At 64.2% G+C, this 22,210-nt stretch carries 15 protein-coding genes; 12 read left to right on the top strand and 3 right to left on the bottom strand.

Features of this window, described 5'->3' with window-relative positions; genetic code table 11:
* The first annotated feature begins 376 nt into the window (after positions 1-376).
* The 4 genes from A6B35_RS10745 to A6B35_RS10730 are packed head-to-tail and all read left to right on the top strand — an operon-like array spanning position 377 to position 4,273.
* Positions 377-1,366, top strand: a complete 990-nt coding sequence (locus A6B35_RS10745; RefSeq protein ID WP_006206432.1) for a sugar ABC transporter substrate-binding protein — start codon at positions 377-379, stop codon at positions 1,364-1,366.
* Positions 1,363-2,367, top strand: coding sequence for an ABC transporter permease (locus A6B35_RS10740; protein WP_040584213.1), 1,005 nt, complete (start codon positions 1,363-1,365; stop codon positions 2,365-2,367). The genes A6B35_RS10745 and A6B35_RS10740 overlap by 4 nt, the downstream gene beginning before the upstream one ends.
* Complete coding sequence (locus A6B35_RS10735) at positions 2,364-3,128, top strand: ATP-binding cassette domain-containing protein (RefSeq protein WP_006206434.1); 765 nt, start codon at positions 2,364-2,366, stop codon at positions 3,126-3,128. Before A6B35_RS10740 ends, A6B35_RS10735 begins: the two co-directional genes overlap by 4 nt.
* Before the next feature lie 56 nt (positions 3,129-3,184).
* Positions 3,185-4,273, top strand: a complete 1,089-nt coding sequence (locus A6B35_RS10730; RefSeq protein WP_006206435.1) for a Gfo/Idh/MocA family protein — start codon at positions 3,185-3,187, stop codon at positions 4,271-4,273.
* Positions 4,274-4,280: 7 nt separating this feature from the next.
* Here the strand turns inward: A6B35_RS10730 and A6B35_RS10725 are convergent, their stop codons facing one another.
* Positions 4,281-5,426, bottom strand: a complete 1,146-nt coding sequence (locus tag A6B35_RS10725; protein WP_006206436.1) for a DJ-1/PfpI family protein — start codon at positions 5,424-5,426, stop codon at positions 4,281-4,283.
* A gap of 87 nt (positions 5,427-5,513) precedes the next feature.
* Here A6B35_RS10725 and A6B35_RS10720 point away from each other — a divergent pair, with 87 nt between their 5' ends.
* Positions 5,514-6,455 (top strand): GlxA family transcriptional regulator, encoded by a 942-nt coding sequence (locus tag A6B35_RS10720; RefSeq protein ID WP_006206437.1) that lies wholly within the window; start codon positions 5,514-5,516, stop codon positions 6,453-6,455.
* Positions 6,456-6,506: 51 nt separating this feature from the next.
* On the opposite strand, the gene A6B35_RS10715 is transcribed toward A6B35_RS10720, so the two are convergent.
* The gene (locus tag A6B35_RS10715) at positions 6,507-6,776 is read right to left on the bottom strand and encodes a hypothetical protein (protein WP_006206438.1); all 270 of its coding nucleotides are present in this window, start codon (positions 6,774-6,776) and stop codon (positions 6,507-6,509) included.
* A gap of 69 nt (positions 6,777-6,845) precedes the next feature.
* Positions 6,846-7,766, bottom strand: coding sequence for a LysR family transcriptional regulator (locus tag A6B35_RS10710; RefSeq protein ID WP_040584220.1), 921 nt, complete (start codon positions 7,764-7,766; stop codon positions 6,846-6,848).
* A 111-nt stretch (positions 7,767-7,877) separates the two neighbouring features.
* Here A6B35_RS10710 and A6B35_RS10705 point away from each other — a divergent pair, with 111 nt between their 5' ends.
* The 7 genes from A6B35_RS10705 (at position 7,878) to A6B35_RS10675 (ending at position 22,146) form a co-directional block, all read left to right on the top strand.
* On the top strand, positions 7,878-8,516 hold the full coding sequence (locus A6B35_RS10705; protein ID WP_006206440.1) for a DsbA family protein: 639 nt from the start codon (positions 7,878-7,880) through the stop codon (positions 8,514-8,516).
* 47 nt (positions 8,517-8,563) lie between these two features.
* Complete coding sequence (locus A6B35_RS10700) at positions 8,564-9,172, top strand: NAD(P)-dependent oxidoreductase (protein ID WP_006206441.1); 609 nt, start codon at positions 8,564-8,566, stop codon at positions 9,170-9,172.
* Between the two features lie 238 nt (positions 9,173-9,410).
* A complete protein-coding gene (locus A6B35_RS10695; protein ID WP_040584214.1) occupies positions 9,411-10,058 on the top strand; it encodes a LuxR C-terminal-related transcriptional regulator in 648 nt (215 codons plus the stop codon).
* A gap of 403 nt (positions 10,059-10,461) precedes the next feature.
* Entirely contained in the window at positions 10,462-13,983 is a 3,522-nt protein-coding gene (locus tag A6B35_RS10690; RefSeq protein WP_006206443.1) for a DUF5801 repeats-in-toxin domain-containing protein, read from the top strand.
* A gap of 357 nt (positions 13,984-14,340) precedes the next feature.
* Complete coding sequence (locus tag A6B35_RS36165; protein WP_065518181.1) at positions 14,341-18,984, top strand: DUF5801 repeats-in-toxin domain-containing protein; 4,644 nt, start codon at positions 14,341-14,343, stop codon at positions 18,982-18,984.
* Between the two features lie 70 nt (positions 18,985-19,054).
* Positions 19,055-20,800 (top strand): type I secretion system permease/ATPase, encoded by a 1,746-nt coding sequence (locus A6B35_RS10680; protein ID WP_040583379.1) that lies wholly within the window; start codon positions 19,055-19,057, stop codon positions 20,798-20,800.
* Positions 20,797-22,146 (top strand): HlyD family type I secretion periplasmic adaptor subunit, encoded by a 1,350-nt coding sequence (locus tag A6B35_RS10675; RefSeq protein ID WP_006204259.1) that lies wholly within the window; start codon positions 20,797-20,799, stop codon positions 22,144-22,146. Before A6B35_RS10680 ends, A6B35_RS10675 begins: the two co-directional genes overlap by 4 nt.
* Positions 22,147-22,210 lie beyond the last annotated feature (64 nt).

The following is a 22,210-nucleotide window of genomic DNA, read 5'->3' as shown; positions in this document are numbered from 1 at the left end:
TCGAGGACCGCGGGTGATCGAGGGACGCAGAACGAAGATCGTTGCGATTCTTCGCGCCAGCGCTTGTTGTTCTCCCCAGCTCTTCCTGCTGCAGCGCAGCACATCAAAACGCACTGCACACCACTTTAATTCTTGACGCGTGTCAAATTTTTCTAAAACATGCGGAAATGCTGGCAAGGCATCGGCCAGCGCTCTGGGAGGAGCAATGCCTGACACAGACGAGACCCGAACCGGGGTCGCAACCCGCGCCACTCGCGGTGGGCATCTGGCCGGTCATCATTTTTCCAATGCAAGCGCCGGGGCAGCTTGTGTGCTGTCAAGCGTACCATCCGCAGAAAAACGAGCCGACAACCAGAAATCCGGAGGAGGAAGACATATGCGCATGTTCAATTGCCTGTCGCTTGGCGCGGGCCTGCTTGCCGCGACGCTTGCCGTACCAGCCCACGCCGAAGACGCAGCCAAGGTCGCGGCCATCGTCAAGGGTCTCGACAACCCGTTCTTCCAAACCATGCAAAAGGGCATCGAGGACCAGGCCAAGGCAGACGGGGTCAACGTCACCGTGCAGGCGGCCGCCAATATGGGCGACGCGACCGGACAGGCCGACCGGCTGACCGCCATGGCGATGCAGGATTTCGATTGCTACCTGGTCAACCCGATCAGCGTCTCCAATCTCGTCCAGGCGCTGGTGCCTGTCGCCCAGAAGAAGAAACCGATCGTCAACATCGACAGCACCATCGACGCCGAGCAGGCCAAGGCCGCCGGCTTCGCCATCTCGACCTATATCGGCACCGACAATGTCGCCGCCGGCGCTTTGGCCGGCGAGGAGATGCTGAAGCTGGTTCCCAACGGCTCTAAAGTCGCCCTGGTGGCGGGCATCGTCGGCGATGTCGGCTCCAACGCCCGCATCAAGGGCTTCAAGCAGGCCGTCGAAGGCAAGCTCGAAGTTGTGGTGATGGTGAGCGCCGATTGGGACCGCGAGAAGGCCTTGACCGCAGCCACCGACATCCTGGCCGCGCACCCGGATCTTGCCGGCTTCTTCGCCGCCAACGACATCATGGCGCTCGGCGTCGAACGCGCCGTGCAGACCTCGGGCAAGGACGTCAAGGTGATCGGCCTCGACGGCATCGTCGACGCGCTGAAATCGATCGCCGCCGGCGAGCTCACTGCCACCGTCGCGCAATATCCCTATGTCGTGGGCGCCATGGGCGTCGAGGCCTGCAAGGTGGCGGCGATGGGCAAGGAACTGCCCGCCAACGTGCCGGCGCCGGTGCTCCTGATCAACAAGGACAATGCCGAAGCCTCGCTAAAGAACTTCCCGGCGCCGGGCGGCGACTATCCCGATCCCTTCCGCGAGATGTTGAAGTGAGCACACCTGAACAAAACGCGCCCGCTCGAGTGACGGCGGGCGCGGCGGAGGAGAGCCGCCCCTCCCTGTCGGCTCTCCTCCTGGATCCTTCCTTCTGGGCCGACTGGGCATCGGTCGTCGGCCTTGTCGGCCTCGTCATCGTCTTCGGCATCGCCCAGCCGGTCTTCCTCAGCGTCGCCAATCTGCAGGCGCTGCTGCTTGCGGCGGCAACCCTGGTCGTGCTGTCGATCGGCCAGACCTTCGTCGTGGCGACCTCCGGCATCGATCTGTCGCTGGCGGCAGCTGTCATGCTCGGCGCCATCATCCTCGGCCTGGTCAACGCCGCCGGCTGGGGCATTTTTCTCGCCTGCCTGCTCGCCGTCCTTGCCACCAGCGCTGTCGGCTTTCTCAACGGCCTGCTGATCACCGCCGGGCGCATCCCCGACTTCGTGGTGACGCTCGGCACGCTGTCGGGCATCACCGGCCTCGGCCTGATCCTGTCGGGCGGCGAACCGACGATGGTCGGCTCGACCTTCCTGCTCAAGCTGGCATCGGGTCGTTTCGGACCGTTCGGCTATCCCGTCTGGGTGGCGATCGCGGCCGTCATAGTGGCGCATATCGCGCTCTACCACACACGCTTCGGCGTGCATCTGCTGGCCACCGGCGGCCAGACCGAGAGCGCCAACGCGCTCGGCATTCGCACCGACCGGGTCAAGATCGCCGCCTATGCGATTTCGGGTTTCTGCGCCGGCATCGCCGCAATTCTGCTGGTGGCGCGCATCGGCTCGGCCGAGCCGCTGATCAACACCAGTCTTCTCCTCAATTCGGTGGCAGCCGTGGTGCTGGGGGGCGTCAGCCTGTTCGGCGGCCGCGCCAGCATCCTCGGGCCGGCGATCGGCGCGCTGATGCTCACCGCTCTCGTCAACGGGCTGACGCTGCTCAGCGTCTCGGCCTTCTACCAACCGCTCGCCGTGGGCGCTATCGTGGTGCTGGCGGCGCTGATCATGCGGTACCAGAAATGAGCGCCGTCCATCACATCCCCTCCTCGGAAGCGATCCTCGCCTGCGAAGGGCTGAGCAAGCATTTCGGCGGCATCCGCGCCTTCACCGACGTCGCCTTCCAGGCGCGGCGCGGCGAGGTCACGGCGGTGATCGGCGACAATGGCGCCGGCAAGTCGACGCTGATCCGCTGCCTGGTCGGCGTGCATGTGCCTGACGGTGGAGAGATCTTCTTCGACGGCCAGCCAAAACCCTTCGGCAATCCCGACGAGGCGCGCAAGGCCGGCATCGAGACGGTGCACCAGAACCTGGCGCTGATCGACGAGCTGACGGTGGCGCAGAACCTGTTCCTCAACCGAGAGATCGTGCGCCGGATCGGGCCCTTCGCGCTGCTCGACCGCAAGGCGATGAGGACGCAGGCGCGCGCCATGCTGTCGCGCCTGTCGATCAACATGCCTTCGGTCAACCAGCGCGTAAGGCGCCTGTCGGGCGGGCAGCGGCAGGCGATCTCGATCTGCCGCGCCGCCGGCTCCGGCGCCAAGCTGGTGGTCATGGACGAGCCGACGGCTGCACTTGGCGTGCAGGAGACGGCCAATGTCGAGGCGCTGATCCGGCGGCTGCGGGATCAAGGGGTGAGCGTCATCCTGGTCAGCCACAATTTCGATCAGGTGCGTCGCCTGTCCGACCAGATCTGGGTGATGCGGGCGGGAAAGATGGTGGCGACGGTGCGCGCCTCGGAGACATCTGGCAATGAGCTCGTTGCGCTGGTCACCGGCGCGGCGTGAAATCAACGGCTGGCTGCTCTGCCGGCACCGAACTTGAAATCAAAGGGAGTTTGCGAGTGGCACCAATCCGTGTCGGACTTGTGGGTCTAGGCGAGGTCGCGCAGTCGATCCATCTGCCGGTGTTGGCGGACCAGCGCGACCGCTGGGTGATCGCGGGCGTCCACGACGTCTCGCCGAGCCTGGTGGCGCTGTGCACGTCGCAATATCCGACGGCAAAGGCTTTCGAGACGGCCGAGGCGCTGATCAATTCGCCCGACATCGACGCGGTCTTCGTGCTGTCGTCCGACGACACCCACAGCCGCTTCGTGCGCGCGGCGATCGCGGCGAACAAACATATCCTGCTGGAAAAGCCTGCCTGCCTGACGGTGCGCGAGATCGACGAGCTGCTGGCGCTGACCACGAATTACGCGAAGACCATTTTCGTCGGCTACATGCGCCGCTACGCGCCGGCCTATCTGGCGGCCAAGGATGAATTGCCCGCCTTCGCCGACATCACCCATGTCCGCATCTTCGACCTGATCTCCGAGGGCCGGCACTTCCTGAAGAAGAGCCAGGACATCCTCTATCCCCAGGACATCGACCCTGCCCTGCTGGCGCGCGGCGCCAAGGAGCGCGATGCTCTGATCCGCGAGGTGGTGGGCGCCGATGCACCCGCCGACCTGGTGCGCGCCTATCGCGGGCTGACGGCGCTCTCCTCGCACCATATCTCGGCGATGCGCGGACTGCTCGGCGAGCCGGCCGGCGTGCTCGCCGCGCACCGCACCAATGGCGGCGCCAACACCAGCGTGACCTTCGACTATGGCCATTTCGCCTGTTGCTACGACGCGGTGGTCGACGATCTCGGCCTGTTCGATGCTATGATCGAAGTGCGCTCGAACACCAGGCGCGTGCGCATCATCTACGATACGCCCTATATCCGCAGCCTGCCGACGCGGCTGGAGGTGACGGAGGCTGGCACGCTCGGCCCGGTGACGAAGACTTTTGGACCGCTCTACGGCGACGCCTTTTCCAACGAACTGGAAATCTTCCACCGCCACATCACCGACGGCACCAAACCGCTGACCGATCTCGCGGACTCGCGCCGCGACCTTGCACTGATGGCCGACATCATCGAGCGGATGAAGACGACGGGCGGGCGCGCCTGAAGCCGCTTCACGGCTGTCCGGGATATTCGAGCTGCATGGCAACGAAGTCCGTCGTGCGTGCGCCGTAGCGGGCGGAAATATCGCCAAGCGCCTGGTCGAGGGCCTTCGCCGGCCGCGGACCGACCATGGAGGGTATCAGGCGCTCCGCCGGCCAATTCGCTGCGACCTGGTCGGGCAGGACGCGGATGCCGTTGCGGCTGACGATCGCAGCGTCCTTTGCGGCAAATGTCACCGCCCGCGAGCGATAGGTTCGCGACCAGGCGTCGGCGACCAGCGCCAGCGACACCTCGTCCATATCGGGGGCCAGTTCGATGCCGAGCTGCTCGTGACCGAGGACGGCTAGCGTGTTGCCGATCGCCGTCAGCGCGAAGGGACGGGTGAATGTGAAGGCAGCGCTGGCATGCCGCGCATCCCACTGCGCCAGGCCAAGGTCGCGGCCGACGGCCTCTGCCTTGTCGCGGCCGGCTATGGCCTCGATCAGGGTCAGCATCATCGGCATCGACGCGGTGATCCCGGTCGTCGTCGCGACATCCTGGTCGACGACGAAGCGCCGGTCCGCGACATAGCGGATCGTCGGGTGCTTTTCGCGCAGCTCGTTCAGCGAATACCAATGCGTCGTCGCCCTTTTGCCATCGAGCAGCCCGCTGGCCCCGACCACCTTGGCCCCGGCGCAGATGCCGATGATGGTGGCGCCCTTGGCTGCCTGGCTCTTGATCCATTTCAGCACGTCGGCATCGTCGTCCCGCATCATGGCGGGAACGATGACGTAGTCGGCGCCTTCGGGATGCTGCGCGTCGAACTCGGCCACGGTCGCATCCGGCTCGACCTGCAGCGCCGGGAACAGTTTTACGGGTCCAGGCCCGGTCGCCAGCGCCACGACATCGGCGACATCGGCGCGCCGCAGGATGCCGTAGGGCATGAGGTAGTCGGTGGTCTCGGTGGCGTCGTTGATGCCGACGATGGCGATCAGCGGCCGCTCACGCTTCTGCGGCTTCAGAGCCGCGACGGCGGCCTCCGCCTCCTGGCTGTCGATTGCCGGCGGAACGGCCGCCAAGGATGCCGAAGGCAGCGACAGCAGCCACGCGGCGCCGACCGCCAGCAAAAGCAGGACGATGCCCAGACCACCACTCCACACCACGATGCGCAAACTCATGATCTGCTCTCCCGATAGCGCGACTTGACGTTCAGCCTAGTGCCGTTACGCTTTGTCCGAAATGACATATATCGGGCGAAAACTGCCATGCTGCGGAAGATCGGCATCATCATCCACCCCGGGTTCCAGCTGCTGGATGCGGCCGGTCCGGCGGCGGCATTCGAGATGGCGGAACACTTTTGCCCCGGAAGCTACGCTCTCGAGATACTGGCGCCCGGCGGCGGCGAGATAGAGAGCTCGTCCGGAATGCGGCTTTCAGCCCGGCCATTGTCGGCCGAAGAGCCGCTCGATACCGCCATCATCTCCGGCGGCGAGATCATACGCTCCATGGCGGCGGCCGAGCAGATCGTCGCCTGGCTGCGGCGCACGAATCCGCGACGGACGGCAAGCGTGTGCACGGGCGCCTACCTGCTCGCCGAGGCGGGATTGCTCGACGGCCGCAGCGCCACCACCCATTGGTGGAGCACGGACGATTTCGCCCGCCGCTATCCGAAGGTGAGGCTCGATGCGGAGCGGATCTTCATTGAGGATGGCGGCGTCTGGACCTCGGCGGGCATTTCGGCCGGCATCGACCTGGCGCTCGCGCTGATCGAGGACGATCTCGGCCCGGCGATTGCGCGCCGCGCCGCGCAGCAGCTCGTCGTTCATCAACGCCGGCCCGGCGGCCAGTCGCAATTCTCGGCGCTGGTCGACCTCGGCGGGCGGACGGGCCGCTTCGTCGACCTGATCGAGTGGATGCGGACAAAGCTCGCCGAGCCGCTGACGGTGGAGCGCCTTGCCGATCGAGCGGCGATGAGCCCGCGGCATTTCGCGCGCGCCTTCGCGGCCGAGACCGGCACCACGCCCGCCAAGGCCGTTGAACGGCTGCGGCTCGAAGCCGCGCGGATGGCGCTCGAGACCAGTCACACGCCGCTCGATCGCATCGCCGAGGCCAGCGGCTTCGGCGACCCGGGGCGCATGCGCCGTGCCTTCCTGAGGGCCTTCGGCCAACCGCCTCAAGCACTCAGGCGTACCGCGGCCCGAAGCTGACGCCTGCCGCGTCCGGACGCGAGAACGAAGTCGCCGAGGCTTCCGCGGCAGCTATTTCCCGCAATGGTGATCGTTGATCTTGTTCAGCGCATGCGCGTCGGGTCCCACCCTTTGGTAGGAGCACGGTTCGCTGCCTGTCGTGACCAGTTGCTTGTCATAGTAGCGGGGGCCGCCGAACAGGATGTCGATGATATCGCCTTCGGCGGGAACATAGCGTTCGGGCTGTGGCCGATGCTCGCGACTTCCAGCGTTTGCGGCGCCGGAAATGCCGCAGGCCGCCCCAAGAACGAGAGCGCAGATCGCAAAACGTTTCGTCGTCATCGGCGATACCCTCCTGGCCGTCTGGGCTTCCATCATATCCCCAAAAGCGCCAGCTGAACAAAGGTTCCCTCAGCGACCCGGGACGGAGCCGCGCGCACGCTTCTTCTCGGCCGCCAACAGCATATCGACGAAGGCGCGCACCTTGGCCGGCCTGAAGCGCGCCGGCGGGAAGACGGCATGGATGCCGCCGGTCGGCAAGCTCCAGTCGGCGAATACCCGGACCAGCCTTCCCCCGGCAATGTCGTCGCTGACGCTGTAATCCGGAAAGATGCCGAGCCCGATACCGGCCAGCACGCAGGCCTTCACGCCGGGGGTCTTGTCGCAGCTCACGACCGGATTGAGCTCGGCCAGCACCGTCTCGCCGTCCTTCGAAAACAGCCATTGGCCGATGCCGCGCAATTGGGCGTTGCCGACCCAGGGCAGCGACTTTGCGACCTTGGGACCGGCATCCGCCGGCAGCCGGGCGGCAAGCTCCGGGCTCGCCACGACGAATTGCTGCAAGGTTCCCAGCCGCCGCGCCAGGTTGGAGGAATCGGCAAGCCAGCCGACGCGGATGCCGAGATCGATCTCTTCGTCGACGAGATTGCTCACCGCGTCGTCGAAAATCGTTTCGACACGCATTTTTGGATACTTCCTGAGGTAGGCGGCGATGGTCGGCGCCACGACCATCTCGCCATAGTCGAGCGGAGCGGTCAGCCTCAGCATCCCGGTCGGCCTGGCCGCGCTTTGCGAGATGTCGCCATAGGCGGCCTCGGCCTCGCGCAGGATGATCGCCGCCCGGTCATAGAACAGGCGCCCCTCCTCCGTCGGCGTGACGCGCCGCGTCGTGCGACGCAGCAGCGTCGCGCCCAGTTCCTGCTCGAGCTTGCCGACCTGATGGCTGACCACCGCCTTGGCGACACCGAGCCGATCGGCCGCGGCGGTGAACGAGCCGGTTTCGACCACGGTGGTGAAATAGACGAGGCGGTTGAGGTTCAGAAGGTCGGTCATCGGCGATTGTCTGATTTGATCGGACAGTTTGTATGATTGACCGCGGTTTTTCGCAACCAGGCGAACTGCCATCTAGGTCCGAGACAAACGACATCCTCGGACCAGACAGCCATGACCAATGCCACGGTGACCTATCTTTTCGATCCACTCTGTGGCTGGTGCTATGGCGCCACGCCGATGCTGGACCGGCTTGCAGCAAGCGGCATCGCGCTCGACCTTCTGCCGACCGGTCTGTTCTCGGGCGCCGGCGCGCGGCCGATGGATGCGGGATTCGCCGCCCATGCCTGGGACAACGACCAGCGCATCGAGCGGCTAAGCGGCCAGCGTTTTACTCAAGCCTATCTCGACAATGTGCTGAATGTTCGCGGCACGCTGCTCGACTCCGGCGCGGCCACCCTCGGCATTGTTGCGGCCGGCGTAAATGACCCCAACTGCCGGCTTTCGGCGCTGAAGGCAATCCAGCATGCCCGCTATGTCGACGGCCGTGACATCGTCACGGTGAACGGCGTCGCGGACGTGCTGACCGACGCCGGCATGGCGGATGCGGCCGAGATGCTGAAGGCGCCGGCCGAGGCACTCCTGGCGGCGCATCGCGAGCTGGTCGGCCGTGGGCGCGCGCTGTTCCGGCGATTGCACGCCAATGGCGTTCCCTCGCTCGCCGTCATCCGCAACGAGGCGCCGCGCCTGATCGGCGCCAATGCGTTGTTCGGCAGCTACGACAATCTCATCGCCCATATCCAGGCGGCGTGAGCCCGGATTCTTCCCAAGCCACCTCCCCCAATCAGAAAGGAAATCCCATGAAAGTCGCCCTCATCGGCGCGTCCGGCCAGGCCGGCTCGCGCATCCTGAAGGAACTCTCCGATCGCGGCCACACCGTCACCGCCATCGCCCGCAACCCGGAAAAGATCGCAGCGCTTCCCGGCGTGACCGCCACGAAGGGCGATGTCTTCGACACGGACGGCCTCGCCGCCCTGATCGAGGGCCATGACGCCGTGGTCAGCTCCGTGCATTTCCTCGCCAGCGACGCCGACGGGCTGATCGCGGCGGTGCGGGCTTCCGGCGTCAAGCGCTACCTTGTCGTCGGCGGCGCCGGCAGCCTCGAGGTCGCCCCCGGCAAGCGCCTGGTCGACACGCCGGAATTTCCGGCCATCTACAAGGCAGAGGCCCAGAAGGGCGCCGACTTCCTCGACACGCTCAAGGCGATCGACGATCTCGACTGGACCTTCCTTTCGCCGTCGGCACTTTTCGTCGCGGGCGAGCGCACCGGCCAGTTCCGTCTCGGCAAGGACAGCCTGCTGGCGTCCGAGAAAGGCAGCAGCATCTCCTTCGAGGATTATGCCATCGTCATGACCAATGAGATCGAGACGCCCAAGCATATCCGCCAGCGCTTCACGGTCGGCTACTGACGGGCGGATCGGGCCACGCATCCGGCCCGGAAACAAGCAGGCGGGCGCTCCACGACAGCGTTGGCGGCGCCCGCCCGACACATGAGCGTGCGGGACGATTGCCTGACCGGGCACGCCCATAAGTTTTAGTATAGCCATGGTTATATTAGGGATTTCTTGACAATCTTCTGAAGCTCTGGTTTCCTGCTTTCGGGCATATTTAGACAAGTTCGTTGCGTTTTTTACGGACGGTGTTCGCATGTCGACTTTGGTTGTTGCGGACCCGCGGGGGGTGTATCTCGCCGGTCTGGAGTGGATTCTGCGGAAGGCCGGACACAGTGTCGTTGCCGAGTGCCACCGCTCGATAGACGTTCTCCCGCATGTGGAGCGTCACCGACCTGATATGGTCGTGATCGGCCTGGATATCGCGGATCCGCAGACGGCCACTCTTTCGTCGCGGCTGAGAGCCAGCCACGATGCTCTCGGCATCATTTTCATCCTGCAGCCAAACAGCCGATTCGACATCAAGGAGATACAGGCGCTCGACGTCGACGGCCTGTTGCTGGAAGGCATCAGCAATCGCTATCTCGTCGAATGCGTGAATGCGGTGGCGGCAGGCAAGAAGTGGATCGACAACAAGATCGTCCAGCAGCTGCTGATGTCGAGATCGCAACAGCTGGCAGTGTCCAGGCTGACCGGGCGCGAGAGCGAAATCGCCGATCTCGTCTCGCGCGGACTGCGCAACAAGACCATCGCGCAACAGCTGAATGTGTCCGAAGGCACCGTGAAGATGCATCTGCACCACGTCTACGCCAAACTTAACCTCGGCAGCCGGGCGGAACTGGCCTGGATGGCGCATGGCAAAAGTTCTGACACAGGAGCCGGTCAAAACCGCCTGCTCTCGTAACCTCGGTCGGGCGGCGAGGCCGCCGGCGTCAGCAAGCGCCTGCAGCGGGCCGGAAAACCAGAGCGGCGGCCGCTCACGCTGAACCCACTAACGCCCAAGCCTCTGCTCAAGCGTCCGATTTTCCAAAACCCGATATTCGCTCTTGGTCCGATGCTTTCCAGCGCGTCGACCGACAAGCGCCTGTCCCGGCTTGATCTATCGAAAGATGTACATCCTTCGATCAGGTACGGACATTGACCATAACACCATCGTAACGCGAATGGACGCGCCCTCTTGATCGGCGAGACAATGAGGTTGGAGGGCCGCATTTCAGGACGCGACCGGATGCACTCGGGCAGGTGCATTCCGGCATCCCGGGGCTGGGCCCGATTTCTTGATGCGTTTAAAAAAGGGGAGACTCTCCATGGCACTCGACATCGTGACCCAAGACATCATCATCGACGAGACCACCGGTCTCACGGACGACGATGTCAACCCAGCCGTTGCGCCGCACAGCACTGACGCCACGCTGCAATATCTCCTAAGTCGCGACGGCGCGGGCGGGCTGGCCCCCGAGGTCGCCTTCCAGGCCAACTTCGTGGTGGCGTCGGCTAGCGCGGGGGAAACCATCACCTCGGTCGTTCTCACGCAGAGCTCCTCCGGGACCCCGTTTTCCACCACCGTCGGCGTGAACAGCAACATTCGGACGGCCGATGGCAATTATGTCTGGCTGTTCCAGGACCCAACGCATGCAAACGTCGTGATCGGCGTCATCGGTACTTCCAACCCGGCCGTCGCGCCGGCCGCGAACGGGCCGCTCGCCTTCTCGCTTGGGCTGGTCAGCACCAGCGCCACCAATGCGGACCTGTACACGGTCCAGTATGTGCCGTTGTTCCAACCGGACGCGACCAACGCGGACGATCGCATCGATCTGACCGACAAGGTATTCGCCTCGGTCACGGGGACGTCCGTGGTCAATTTCAGCCAGCTTGGTGACGCCCCTCCTGGACACAACAATTGGTATATCCTCGACGCCGACGTCGCGAGCACGCAGAAGATCCTTGTCACGGCTCACGACAATGGCGCGCAATCTGAAGTCAACGTCAGCACGCAAGGCCTGGGTGTCTCATCCCAGGACGTGCGCTTTGGCCGTGAGCTTCAGATCGACCTGATCACCGGCGGCACCCAGAGCGCTGGCAAGAACTTTACCGACGCGCCAACCGCGCCCGACTACACCGCGCATATCGAGAACGTCTCCGGCGCGGGTTTCTCGGTCTCGCAGTCCACGCCGACCAACACCAAGGCCGACATGGAGATCCACGCCTACAACAACAACGACAACGCGGAAGGCTCTGCGTTCCCAGGTGATGACAACGATACCGAAATCAATATCACGGCAGTGACGTTCAAGCTGAACGGCGTCGCAACAACAGCCACGGCCCTGGGCATCACGGTTGATCTCAGCGGCGCCGGACTGATCCTTCAGGATGTCGGCGAGGGCGTGACGGTCGATTTCACGACCGCGGGCGGGGTTGGCGGGACCTTTGACCGCTTCACGATCAAGAATATCGACACCGAGAAGGACTATTTCGATATCAAGGAGGTGCACTTCTCCGGTGACATACCCAATGCCTACAACGAAGAGGTCGGCTCCTTCATCAATTTCGACGACGACGGCCCGAGCATTTCGACGACCGGCACGGAGCCGACGCTGACCGTCGACGAGACCTTGCTGGGGACCAACGACACGGAGAGCTTTGCGGCCAACTTCAGCTCGGTCTTCGGCGTCGACGGGGCCGGCACGCTGACCTACGCGCTGGGCTTCAATGCCGGCGCAACTGGGCTGGTCGATACGGCGACCAACCAGGCGGTGGTGCTCAGCCTTGAGTCCGGCCAGGTGGTCGGCCGGGCAGGCGTCGGCGGCGCGATCGTGTTCACGGTCTCCGTCAATGCCGCGGGCAGCGTCACCCTCGATCAGCTCCGGGCGGTGGTCCATGCGGACGCCAACGACCCCGACGACAGCACGACCCTGGCGGCCGACGACCTGGTCCAGCTAACCGCGACCATCACCGACAAGGACGGTGACCACCAATCGGCCACCCTCGACATCGGCCAGAACCTCACCTTCGAGGATGACGGGCTGTCCATCGTGCGGTCCGTCATACCGGTACCGGAGCTGACGGTCGACGAGTCGGATACCACCAGCGACACGGGCGATTTCTCGGTTCTGTTCACGGCCACCTTCGGAAACGATGGACCGGCGGACACCGGCGACGGCCTGACCTACGCGCTCGGCGTTTTCGGCGGAGGCTCAGATGTGGCCAGCGGTCTGTTCGACACGCAAAGCGGCCTGCAGGTGCTTCTCAACCTGGAAGGCGACGACATTGTTGGCCGTGCCGGCACGGATGAGGTGTTCCGCATCTCGGTCGCTGCCGATGGCAATGTGACGCTCGATCAATCGCGGGGGGTCGTCCATGGCGATCCGACCGATCCTGACGAGGCCGACACGCCTGCGACAATGGCGGCCAACCTGGTGACACTGACGGCGACCACCACCGACGGTGACGGCGACAGCGCCCCCAATACGGTCGACATCGGCGATGCCTTCAACTTCGAGGACGACGGGCCGGCGATCACGGTGCCGTTCGACGGTGACCCCGGCACCCCAGGGATCGAGCATGAGACGCTGGCCAACACGGCGGGCGCGTCGGCCAGCGGAGCCTACGGGTACGACATCGGCGCGGATACCCGCACCGACGCGTTCTACGCGGGCGGCGGTTCCGACTTTGTCGACCAAAATCCCGGGCTTGCCGGCGTCCAGATCGGACTGAGCGGGACGATCATCGGCGGCGGCGGCGGCAATGTCCTCACCCCGGAGGTGACGCTCGCGTCGGAGAGTGCCACCTCCGCGACGTTCAACTTCAGCTTCACCTACGACCAGGACCCGGCGGCTGGCGTCCAGGCCGGCACGGCGGGCGGCACCCTCGTCTTCGACAAGGCTAACGACACTTATACCATCACCCTGAACGACCCGCTCGAAGGCTTCACCTTCGACATTCTTCACACCAGTGAACTCCTGTCCAAGGAGCCAACGAGCAACACCGGTCACCCGAACATCGTGGTGGAGAAGCTCTTCGAGGCCGACAGCACACCCGATCAGACCGACCGGGACTTCTTCGTGCAGTTCACGGCGAACTCGACCACCAACAAGATCGGGTTCGGTCTGAACGAGACCGGCGACAGTGACGACGCGACACCCGCTGACACCGCGTGGAACCCCGACGACCTGGTCACCAACAACCACGAGGATTGGGTGTCTGCCACCCGGACCACGAACGGGGTTGCCGGTGACACCATCCAGAAAGGCGAGTTGCTGACGCTGCGGTTCTTCGACCACAGCCCCGGTATCGCCACCGAGGACATCACCCCGAACCAGACGGCCGGCGCCATGGCCATCAAGTTCGACGGCATCGGCAACAGCGAGGACCTGATGGTCATCCTCGACCTCGTCAGCGCCGACGGTACGCAGCACACCTCGAAGGCGATCTACGTCTCGAACGGCGATATCTTCAAGACCGGGCAGGTGCCGGCCGGCTACGCGACCGACTTCCCGCTCGACAACAATGACGGCCTCGTGATCATCGAGCAGAACGACTATAACGGTATCGGCGAGAACTGGGTGATTGAGGGTGCCCAGATCATGCAGTCCGCCAACGGGATCACCGGCACGGCGATAGACCTGAACAGGACGACAGGCGCCGGCGGCGGCAGCACCGGCACGGCGAACTTCAACCTCACCGACAACGACGTGCTGAAGATCGTGGACATCGGCTTCACCACGACCGTGACCCAGACGCCGGATGCCAACCTCGACTTCGCCTTCCAGGTGGCGGACGCGGACGCCGACCAGGCAGCGGTGCAGCACATACTTGTTGACGTCGCCTGACACTTGACCAACGGGGGCAGCCAATGCTGCCCCCGTCTGGAAAGCCAGGGCGGCGGCCGCATAAGCTGAACCGTGCTGCCGCCCAAGCCTTTGTTCAAGCTTTGATTTTCCCAAAGCTCGTGCTCCGACGTTTCCAGCGCGTCGCCCGACCAAGGCCTGTCCCCGGCTTGATCTATCAAAGGATGTATATCGTTCGATCAGGTGCGGACATTGACCATAACACTATCGAAACGCGAATGGACGCGCCCTCTTGATCGGCGAGACAATGAGGTTTGAGGGCCGCAGTACGCGACCGGATGCGCTCGGTTAGGTGCATTCCGGCCTTTCTTGTTGGGTTTTAAACCGGGGAGACTTTCCATGGCACTCGACATCTTGACCCAAGACATCATCATCGACGAGACCACCGGGCTTCAGGACGACGATGTTAACCCGTCCGTTTTGCCGCACAGTAGCAACACCACGCTGCAATATCTCCTGACTCTCGACGGTGCCGGCGGGCTGACCTCACCGGAGGTCGCCTACCAGGCCAACTTCGTGCAGGCGACGGCGAGCGCAGGGGAGACCATCTCCTCGGTCGTTCTCACGCAGAGCGCCTCCGGGACTCCATTTTCCACCACCGCCGGTGTCAACAGCAACATCCGGACGGTCGATGGCGATTATGTCTGGCTGTTCCAGGACCCAACGAATGCGAACGTCGTGATCGGCGTCATCGGTACCTCCGACCCAACCGCCGAGCCCGCAGAGACCGGGCCGCTCGCCTTCTCGTTTGGGCTGGTCAGCACCAGCAACACCAATGCGGACCTGTACACGGTCCAGTATGTGCCGTTGCTCCATCCGGACACGGCCAACGCGGACGACCGCATCGATCTGACCAACAAGGTGTTCGCCTCGGTTACCGGCACCAGTGTGGCCAATTTCTTAGGCTCGGCCGCCGAGTCCGGCAATCATGATTTCTACCTGATCAATTCGTCCGGTGACGCTACCAAGCAGCTTCTGGTGATAGGTCTGAACGGTGGCACCGCCAACGTGAGCACACAGGGCTTCGGCATCAACAACCAGAGCATCAATCCGAACGAAACGCTTCAGGTCGACTTTGTGACCGGCGGTACCCTGGCAGCAGGCGACGCCGACGAAATCCAGTACGGCAGCCATCTCGAGACAATCACGCAGGCCGGGTTCACGGTCAACCAGGTCACGCCTTCCAATCCGGATGCGCGTGTGGACGTCAGCATCAGCGCCTTCAACAATACGGGTAACGAGCAAGGCACGGATTTCTTTAACGGCACCGCGACCAGCTCCGTGAACATCACCAGCGTCAAGTTGACGGGTGAATCAGGGTTTGCCTCCGTCATCATCGCCGATGGCACCTATGCTACGGGCAGCGGCAACGTCACCGTCAGCGGGCTCGGCACCGGCATCGTCACCATCACCGGGCTCGATAACGTCACCACCGTCGATGTCACCACCAGCACCCCGATGGATCGGCTGCAGGTTAAAGGGGTCGATGCAAACGAAGGGCTCGACATCACCGAGTTCCATTTCACGGCGACGACCCCCAATGCCCACACCGAAGAGGTCGGCTCCTTCATCAACTTTGACGACGACGGGCCGACCGTGACGGCGGAGGGCACGGCCCCGACGCTGACCACCGACGACACCGACATCCCCGATACCACCTCGGCGAACTTCTCCACCATCTTCAGCGCCAGCTTCGGCACCGACGGCTTCAAGGACAGTGACGACAACAACGTCCAGGACGCCGACGCCCTGACGTATACGCTCGGCGTCAAGAGCGCCGGCGTCGACAGCGGCCTCGACGACACGATCAGCGGCGACAACATCCTGCTGCGCCTCAACGCCGGCGGCGCGGTCGAAGGCTATCTGGAGAACGACACCACCACGGTCGCCTTCCTGATCAGCGTCGACGCCACCGGCCAGGTGACGCTGACCCAGAACCGCTCGGTCGTCCATGACGACACGGCCGATCCGGTGGAGAGCGGCGCCTCGGCGGCGGCTCTTGTTGCGGCCGACCTGGTGACGCTGACCGCCACCGCCACCGATGGCGACGGCGACACCGACGATGCGACAGCCAATATCGGCGATGCCTTCACCTTCGAGGATGACGGGCCGACCGTGACGGCGGAGGGCACGGCCCCGACGCTGACCACCGACGACACCGACATCCCCGATACCACCTCGGCGAACTTCTCCACCATCTTCAGCGCCAGCTTCGGCACCGACGGCTTCAAGGACAGTGACGACAACAACGTCCAGGACGCCGACGCCCTGACGTATACGCTCGGCGTCAAGAGCGCCGGCGTCGACAGCGGCCTCGACGACACGATCAGCGGCGACAACATCCTGCTGCGCCTCAACGCCGGCGGCGCGGTCGAAGGCTATCTGGAGAACGACACCACCACGGTCGCCTTCCTGATCAGCGTCGACGCCACCGGCCAGGTGACGCTGACCCAGAACCGCTCGGTCGTCCATGACGACACGGCCGATCCGGTGGAGAGCGGCGCCTCGGCGGCAGCTCTTGTTGCGGCCGACCTGGTGACGCTGACCGCCACCGCCACCGATGGCGACGGCGACACCGACGATGCGACAGCCAATATCGGCGATGCCTTCACCTTCGAGGATGACGGGCCGACCGTGACGGCGGAGGGCACGGCCCCGACGCTGACCACCGACGACACCGACATCCCCGATACCACCTCGGCGAACTTCTCCACCATCTTCAGCGCCAGCTTCGGCACCGACGGCTTCAAGGACAGTGACGACAACAACGTCCAGGACGCCGACGCCCTGACGTATACGCTCGGCGTCAAGAGCGCCGGCGTCGACAGCGGCCTCGACGACACGATCAGCGGCGACAACATCCTGCTGCGCCTCAACGCCGGCGGCGCGGTCGAAGGCTATCTGGAGAACGACACCACCACGGTCGCCTTCCTGATCAGCGTCGACGCCACCGGCCAGGTGACGCTGACCCAGAACCGCTCGGTCGTCCATGACGACACGGCCGATCCGGTGGAGAGCGGCGCCTCGGCGGCGGCTCTTGTTGCGGCCGACCTGGTGACGCTGACCGCCACCGCCACCGATGGCGACGGCGACACCGACGATGCGACAGCCAATATCGGCGATGCCTTCACCTTCGAGGATGACGGGCCGACGATCGTGGCAGGCGGCACGGAGCCTACGCTCACGGTTGACGAGTCCGACTTTGGCACCGACGCTTCGGAGAGCTTCGCGGGTAACTTCACGTCGGATCCCGGTGCTGACGGCGGGGCAAGTTCCGGGACGATCACCTACGCACTCAGCGCGGTCGCCGGTCCTTCTGGTCTGATCGACTCGGTCACCGGCGAAGTGGTCAACCTGGTCGTCAACGGCAGCGTCATCGAGGCCCGCAACGCCAGCAACGTACTGATGTTCACGATCAGCGTGGCTGCCGATGGTACCGTGACGCTCGATCAGGCGCGTTCTGTCACACACGCGCCCGACAGCGGGCCGGATGAGGAAATTACGTTGGCGTCCGATGATCTCGTCACCTTGACGGCGACCATCACCGACGGCGACGGCGATCAGGCCTCGGACAGTGTCGACATCGGCAAGAACCTCGTCTTCAAGGATGATGCTCCGACGATCCCCGTGCCGTTCGACGGTGACCCCGTTGCCCCAGGCATCCAAAACGAGACCCTGGCCAACACGGCCGGCGCGTCGGCCAGCGGAGCCTTGGGCTACGACATCGGTTCGGATGCTCACACCGACGCGTTCTACGCGGGCGGCGGTTCCGACTTTGTCGACCAGAATCCCGCGCTTGCCGGCGTCCAGATCGGACTGAGCGGCACGATCGTCGGCGGCGGCGGCGGCAATGTCCTCACCCCGGAGGTGACGCTTCAATCGGAGAGTGCCACCTCCGCGACGTTCAACTTCAGCTTCACCTACGACCAGGACCCGGCGGCTGGCGTCCAGGCGGGCACGGCGGGCGGCACCCTCGTCTTCGACAAGGCTAACGACACTTATACCATCACCCTGAACGACCCGCTCGAAGGCTTCAGCTTCGACATAATCCACACCAGTGAGCTCTTGTCCAAGGAGCCTACGAGCAATACGGGCCACCCGCAGATCGTGCTGGAGAAGTTGCAGGCGGATGACGCGAACACGCCGAATGATGAAGACTTCTACGTGCAGTTCACCGCCAACTCGCTCAACAACAAGAACAAGACGTTCTCGTTGACGAACAACGGTGAAGGGTCTTCCAGCGACACCACGTTCAACTCGCTGCCGACAGCCGGCACCCACGACATGGTCAGCAACAACTTGGAAGACTGGGTGTCCGCGACGCAGACCACCAACGGTGTCGCCGGCGACACGATCCAGAAAGGCGAACTGCTCACATTGCGGTTCTTCAACAGCAACGTCGGTATCCAGAGCGAGGCTACCACCCCGACGGCGACCGCCGGCGCCATGGCCATCAAGTTCGACGGCATCGGCAACAGCGAGGACCTGATGCTGATCCTCAACCTGGTCGACAACGGTGCCGACAACATCTTCGGCACCGGGGACGACACCTCGATCACGCGGGCTGTCTACGTGTCGAATGCCGACATCTTCAAGAAGGGCCAGGTCCCGACCCCGTACTCGAGCGAGTTCACGCTCGACAACAATGACGGCCTCGTGATCCTCGAGCAGAACGACTACAACACAGCCGGCGAAGAGTACGTGCTGCAGGGCGTCCAGATCATGCAGTCGGGCAACGGGATCACCGGCAACGGCACGGCGATCGACCTCAACAGGACGACAGGCGCCGGCGGCGGCAGCAATGCGACCACCAGCCTGGTGAACTTCGACGGTGCCGACAACGACGTGCTGAAGATCACGGATATCGGCTTTTCCACGACCGTGACCGAGACGCCGGAGGCCCACCTCGACTTCGCCTTCCAGGTGGAGGACGCGGACGCGGACCAGACGGCGGTGCAGCACATACTGGTTGACGTCGCCTGACACTTGACCAACGGGGGCGGCCAATGCTGCCCCCGCACTGCCACCCGCGATCTGTTGTGAGTATAACGGGATGAATTCTGCCGCGACACGAACCAATCAACAGCCCCCTGCCCTGCAGGTGGTGATGAAAGAGGCCAGACGCGCCATCCTGCCGCTTATCTGGTTCAGCGGCGGCATAAACGTGCTGATGCTGACCGGGGCGCTTTACATGCTCCAGGTCTACCACCGCGTGTTGACCAGCCACAGCCTTGAGACGTTGGTGATGCTGTCGCTGATGGCGGCATTGGCGCTCGCGGCAATGGCGGGGCTGGAGATGGTGCGCGGGCGTCTCCTGGCTAAAGTCGGATCGTGGATGAATGCACGGCTGGCACCCGTTCTCCTGACCGCATCGGTAGAGTATGCCGCCTCGGCGCCCGGTCAGGCCAACGCCCGTCCGCTGCGCGACCTGGATCAAGTACGCAATTTCTTCACCAGCCCGAGCATCTTCCCGATCCTTGACGCGCCCTGGGCACCGCTATTTTTCGCCGCCATATTCCTCATGCACCCCTGGCTGGGTTGGTTGGCGCTGGTCGGCGGGATCGCTCTGTTTGCGTTGGCGTTGCTCAACGAATACCTCACACGCAAGCCGTTGACCGATGCCGCAAGCGCACAGTCGCGGGCATATGTGCAGGCTGAGGCGGCGATCCGCAACGCCGAGGTCGTCCAGGCGATGGGCATGTTGAAGCCACTGCAGGAGGGCTGGAAGGCGCTGCAGGACGAGGCAAACAAAGGGCAAGTTCTTGCCGCCAACCGTGGCGGCGCCATCGCGGCCATCGCGCGTTGTCACCGGCTGGCTCTGCAAATGGCCATACTGGGCCTTGGTGCCTATCTGGCACTTCGCAACGAGGCTTCGCCCGGTGTCATGATCGCCGCCTCGATCCTGATGGGTCGCGCGTTGTCCCCGGTCGAGCAGGCGATCGGCACATGGAAGGCGACGGTCGGAGCGCGTGCCGCTTACCGGCGTCTCACCGCAGTCGCCGGACAGCACCCGGAGGCCACACAGGTTCTGCCAATGCCACGACCGAAAGGCCGGTTCGAGGCCGACAACCTTGTGCTTGCCCGACAGGGTGGCGAGCCTATCCTGAAGGGGATCAGCTTCCACCTCGAGCCGGGTGAAGCGATGGCGCTGATCGGCCCGAGCGCGGCTGGCAAGACGAGCCTGGCGCGAATACTGGCCGGTGCCTGGCGTCCATCCGCCGGGCGTGCGTTGCTGGACGGCATGGACGTTGCCCAATGGGCGGCGGAGGACCGTGGTCACCATGTCGGTTACCTGCCGCAGGACATCGAGCTCTTCGCCGGCACCGTCGGCGAAAACATCTGCCGCTTCGCCAAGCTCAACCCGGCGATCTTCAACAACGTGGTCATGGCCGCGCAGTTGGCGGGCGTTCACGAGCTGATCAAAGGACTGCCGAAGGGTTACGCCACCGAGATCGGCGAATCCGGCGCGGCACTGTCGGGTGGGCAGCGCCAACGCATCGGGTTGGCACGGGCACTCTACGGCCAGCCGGCACTCCTTATCCTGGACGAGCCCAATTCCAACCTCGACCGCGATGGTGAGGAGGCATTGATCGCCGCCCTCCGAACGGTCAAGGCGGCGGGCACGACCATTGTCCTGATCGCGCACCGGCCGAACATCATAGAGATGGTTGACAAGGTACTGGTCCTCCACCGGGGCCAGCAAGACCTCTACGGTCCACGTGACTATGTCTTCAACGAACTCACCGCGCGCATCCGCAAGGTGAGCCAGATGCCAGCTAGAGTGGCGAACCAGGCATGACAACGAAAACAGACACGAATATCGTGCCGCTGCCCGTCCCGCCGCCCTCCTTGCCGGAACCGGTACCCTTGCGTCTCACGGGCGTGACGTGCACCGGGTTCGCGATCATGTTCCTGTTCTTCGGCGTGGCCGGGGGGTGGGCGGCGCTGGCACCGTTGGACAGCGCCGCGGTGGCGCAAGGCGTCATCAAGGTCGCCGGCGACCGCAAGCTCATCCAGCACCTCGAGGGCGGCATCATCGCGGAGCTGAACGCCGCCAACGGCGATATCGTCAAGGCGGGCAAGATCCTCATCCGGCTCGACAGCACGCAGCCAATGGCGCAGCTTGACCTGATCCAGAACCGGATAGCAACGCGTGAGGCGCTGGCCGCGCGTCTGAGGGCCGAGCGTGACGGCAAGGCCGAGATCGTGTTTGATCCGGCGCTGCTCGCAAACCCCGCCGCCGCGGTAAAGGACGCGCTGGCCGCACAGCGTGACGTGTTCGCGGCGAAGCACCACAATCTGAAGGACGAGCGGGAAATTCTCAGCCAGCGCCATCACCAGATCGAGGAAGCAATAACGGGACTGGAGGAGCTTATCGTCACCGAGGACAAGCAGATCGAGGCGATCGAGGCTGAAACCAAAGACCTTGAGAGCCTGCTCAAGAAGGGGCTGACCACCCGCGAGCGGAAGCTGTTGCTCAGGCGACAACAGCGGGAGATCGAGGGGGAGCGCGCTACCAACGTCGCGGCAATCGCTCGCTCCAGAAGCGCCATGGCCGAGATCGACATGCAGATCTTGAATCTCAACACAGTGCGGCTGAACCAGGCCGTCGAGGAATTCAGCAAGGTCGAGGCGGAGTTGTTCGACCTCAGACAGCAGGAGCGTTCCGCCAAGGACGTGCTTGCCCGTACCGATGTCGTCGCACCGGTCGACGGCATCGTCATGGACCTGAAGGTCCACACGGCGGGCGGTGTCGTTAAACCAGGTGAGACATTGATGACGGTCGTGCCGCTCGGACAACAACTCGTGGTCGAGGCCATGGTCAAACCAGAGGATGTCGAGACGATCGCCCCCGGACAGCCCGCGCGCATCAGCTTCCCGGCCTTTGCCCGCTACAACCTGCCGCCACTCGATGGCGTTGTGGAAATCGTGTCGGCTGACCGCATGGTGGAGGAGCGCAGCGGGGCACCGTATTTCGCCGCGACCGTGTTGATCGACAAGAGCGAACTCGCCAAGCTGGAGGGCCGCAAGCTGCTGCCCGGCATGTCGAGCGAGGCGATGATCCGCACGGGTGCCCGCACCGTACTTTCCTACCTCGCCGAGCCGATCACGCAGAACTTCCGCCGCGCGCTGCGGGAAAAATAGCCGCCCGACGGCTTCTCTGGCTCGATAGAAGACCGGCCCCGATCCGGATGCAGAGCGGTTCGCA

It is taken from the genome of Mesorhizobium amorphae CCNWGS0123, from assembly GCF_001686985.1.
Classification (GTDB): domain Bacteria; phylum Pseudomonadota; class Alphaproteobacteria; order Rhizobiales; family Rhizobiaceae; genus Mesorhizobium; species Mesorhizobium amorphae.
Note: the sequence above shows the minus strand (reverse complement) of the source record. Positions and strands in the feature narration are given on the sequence as shown.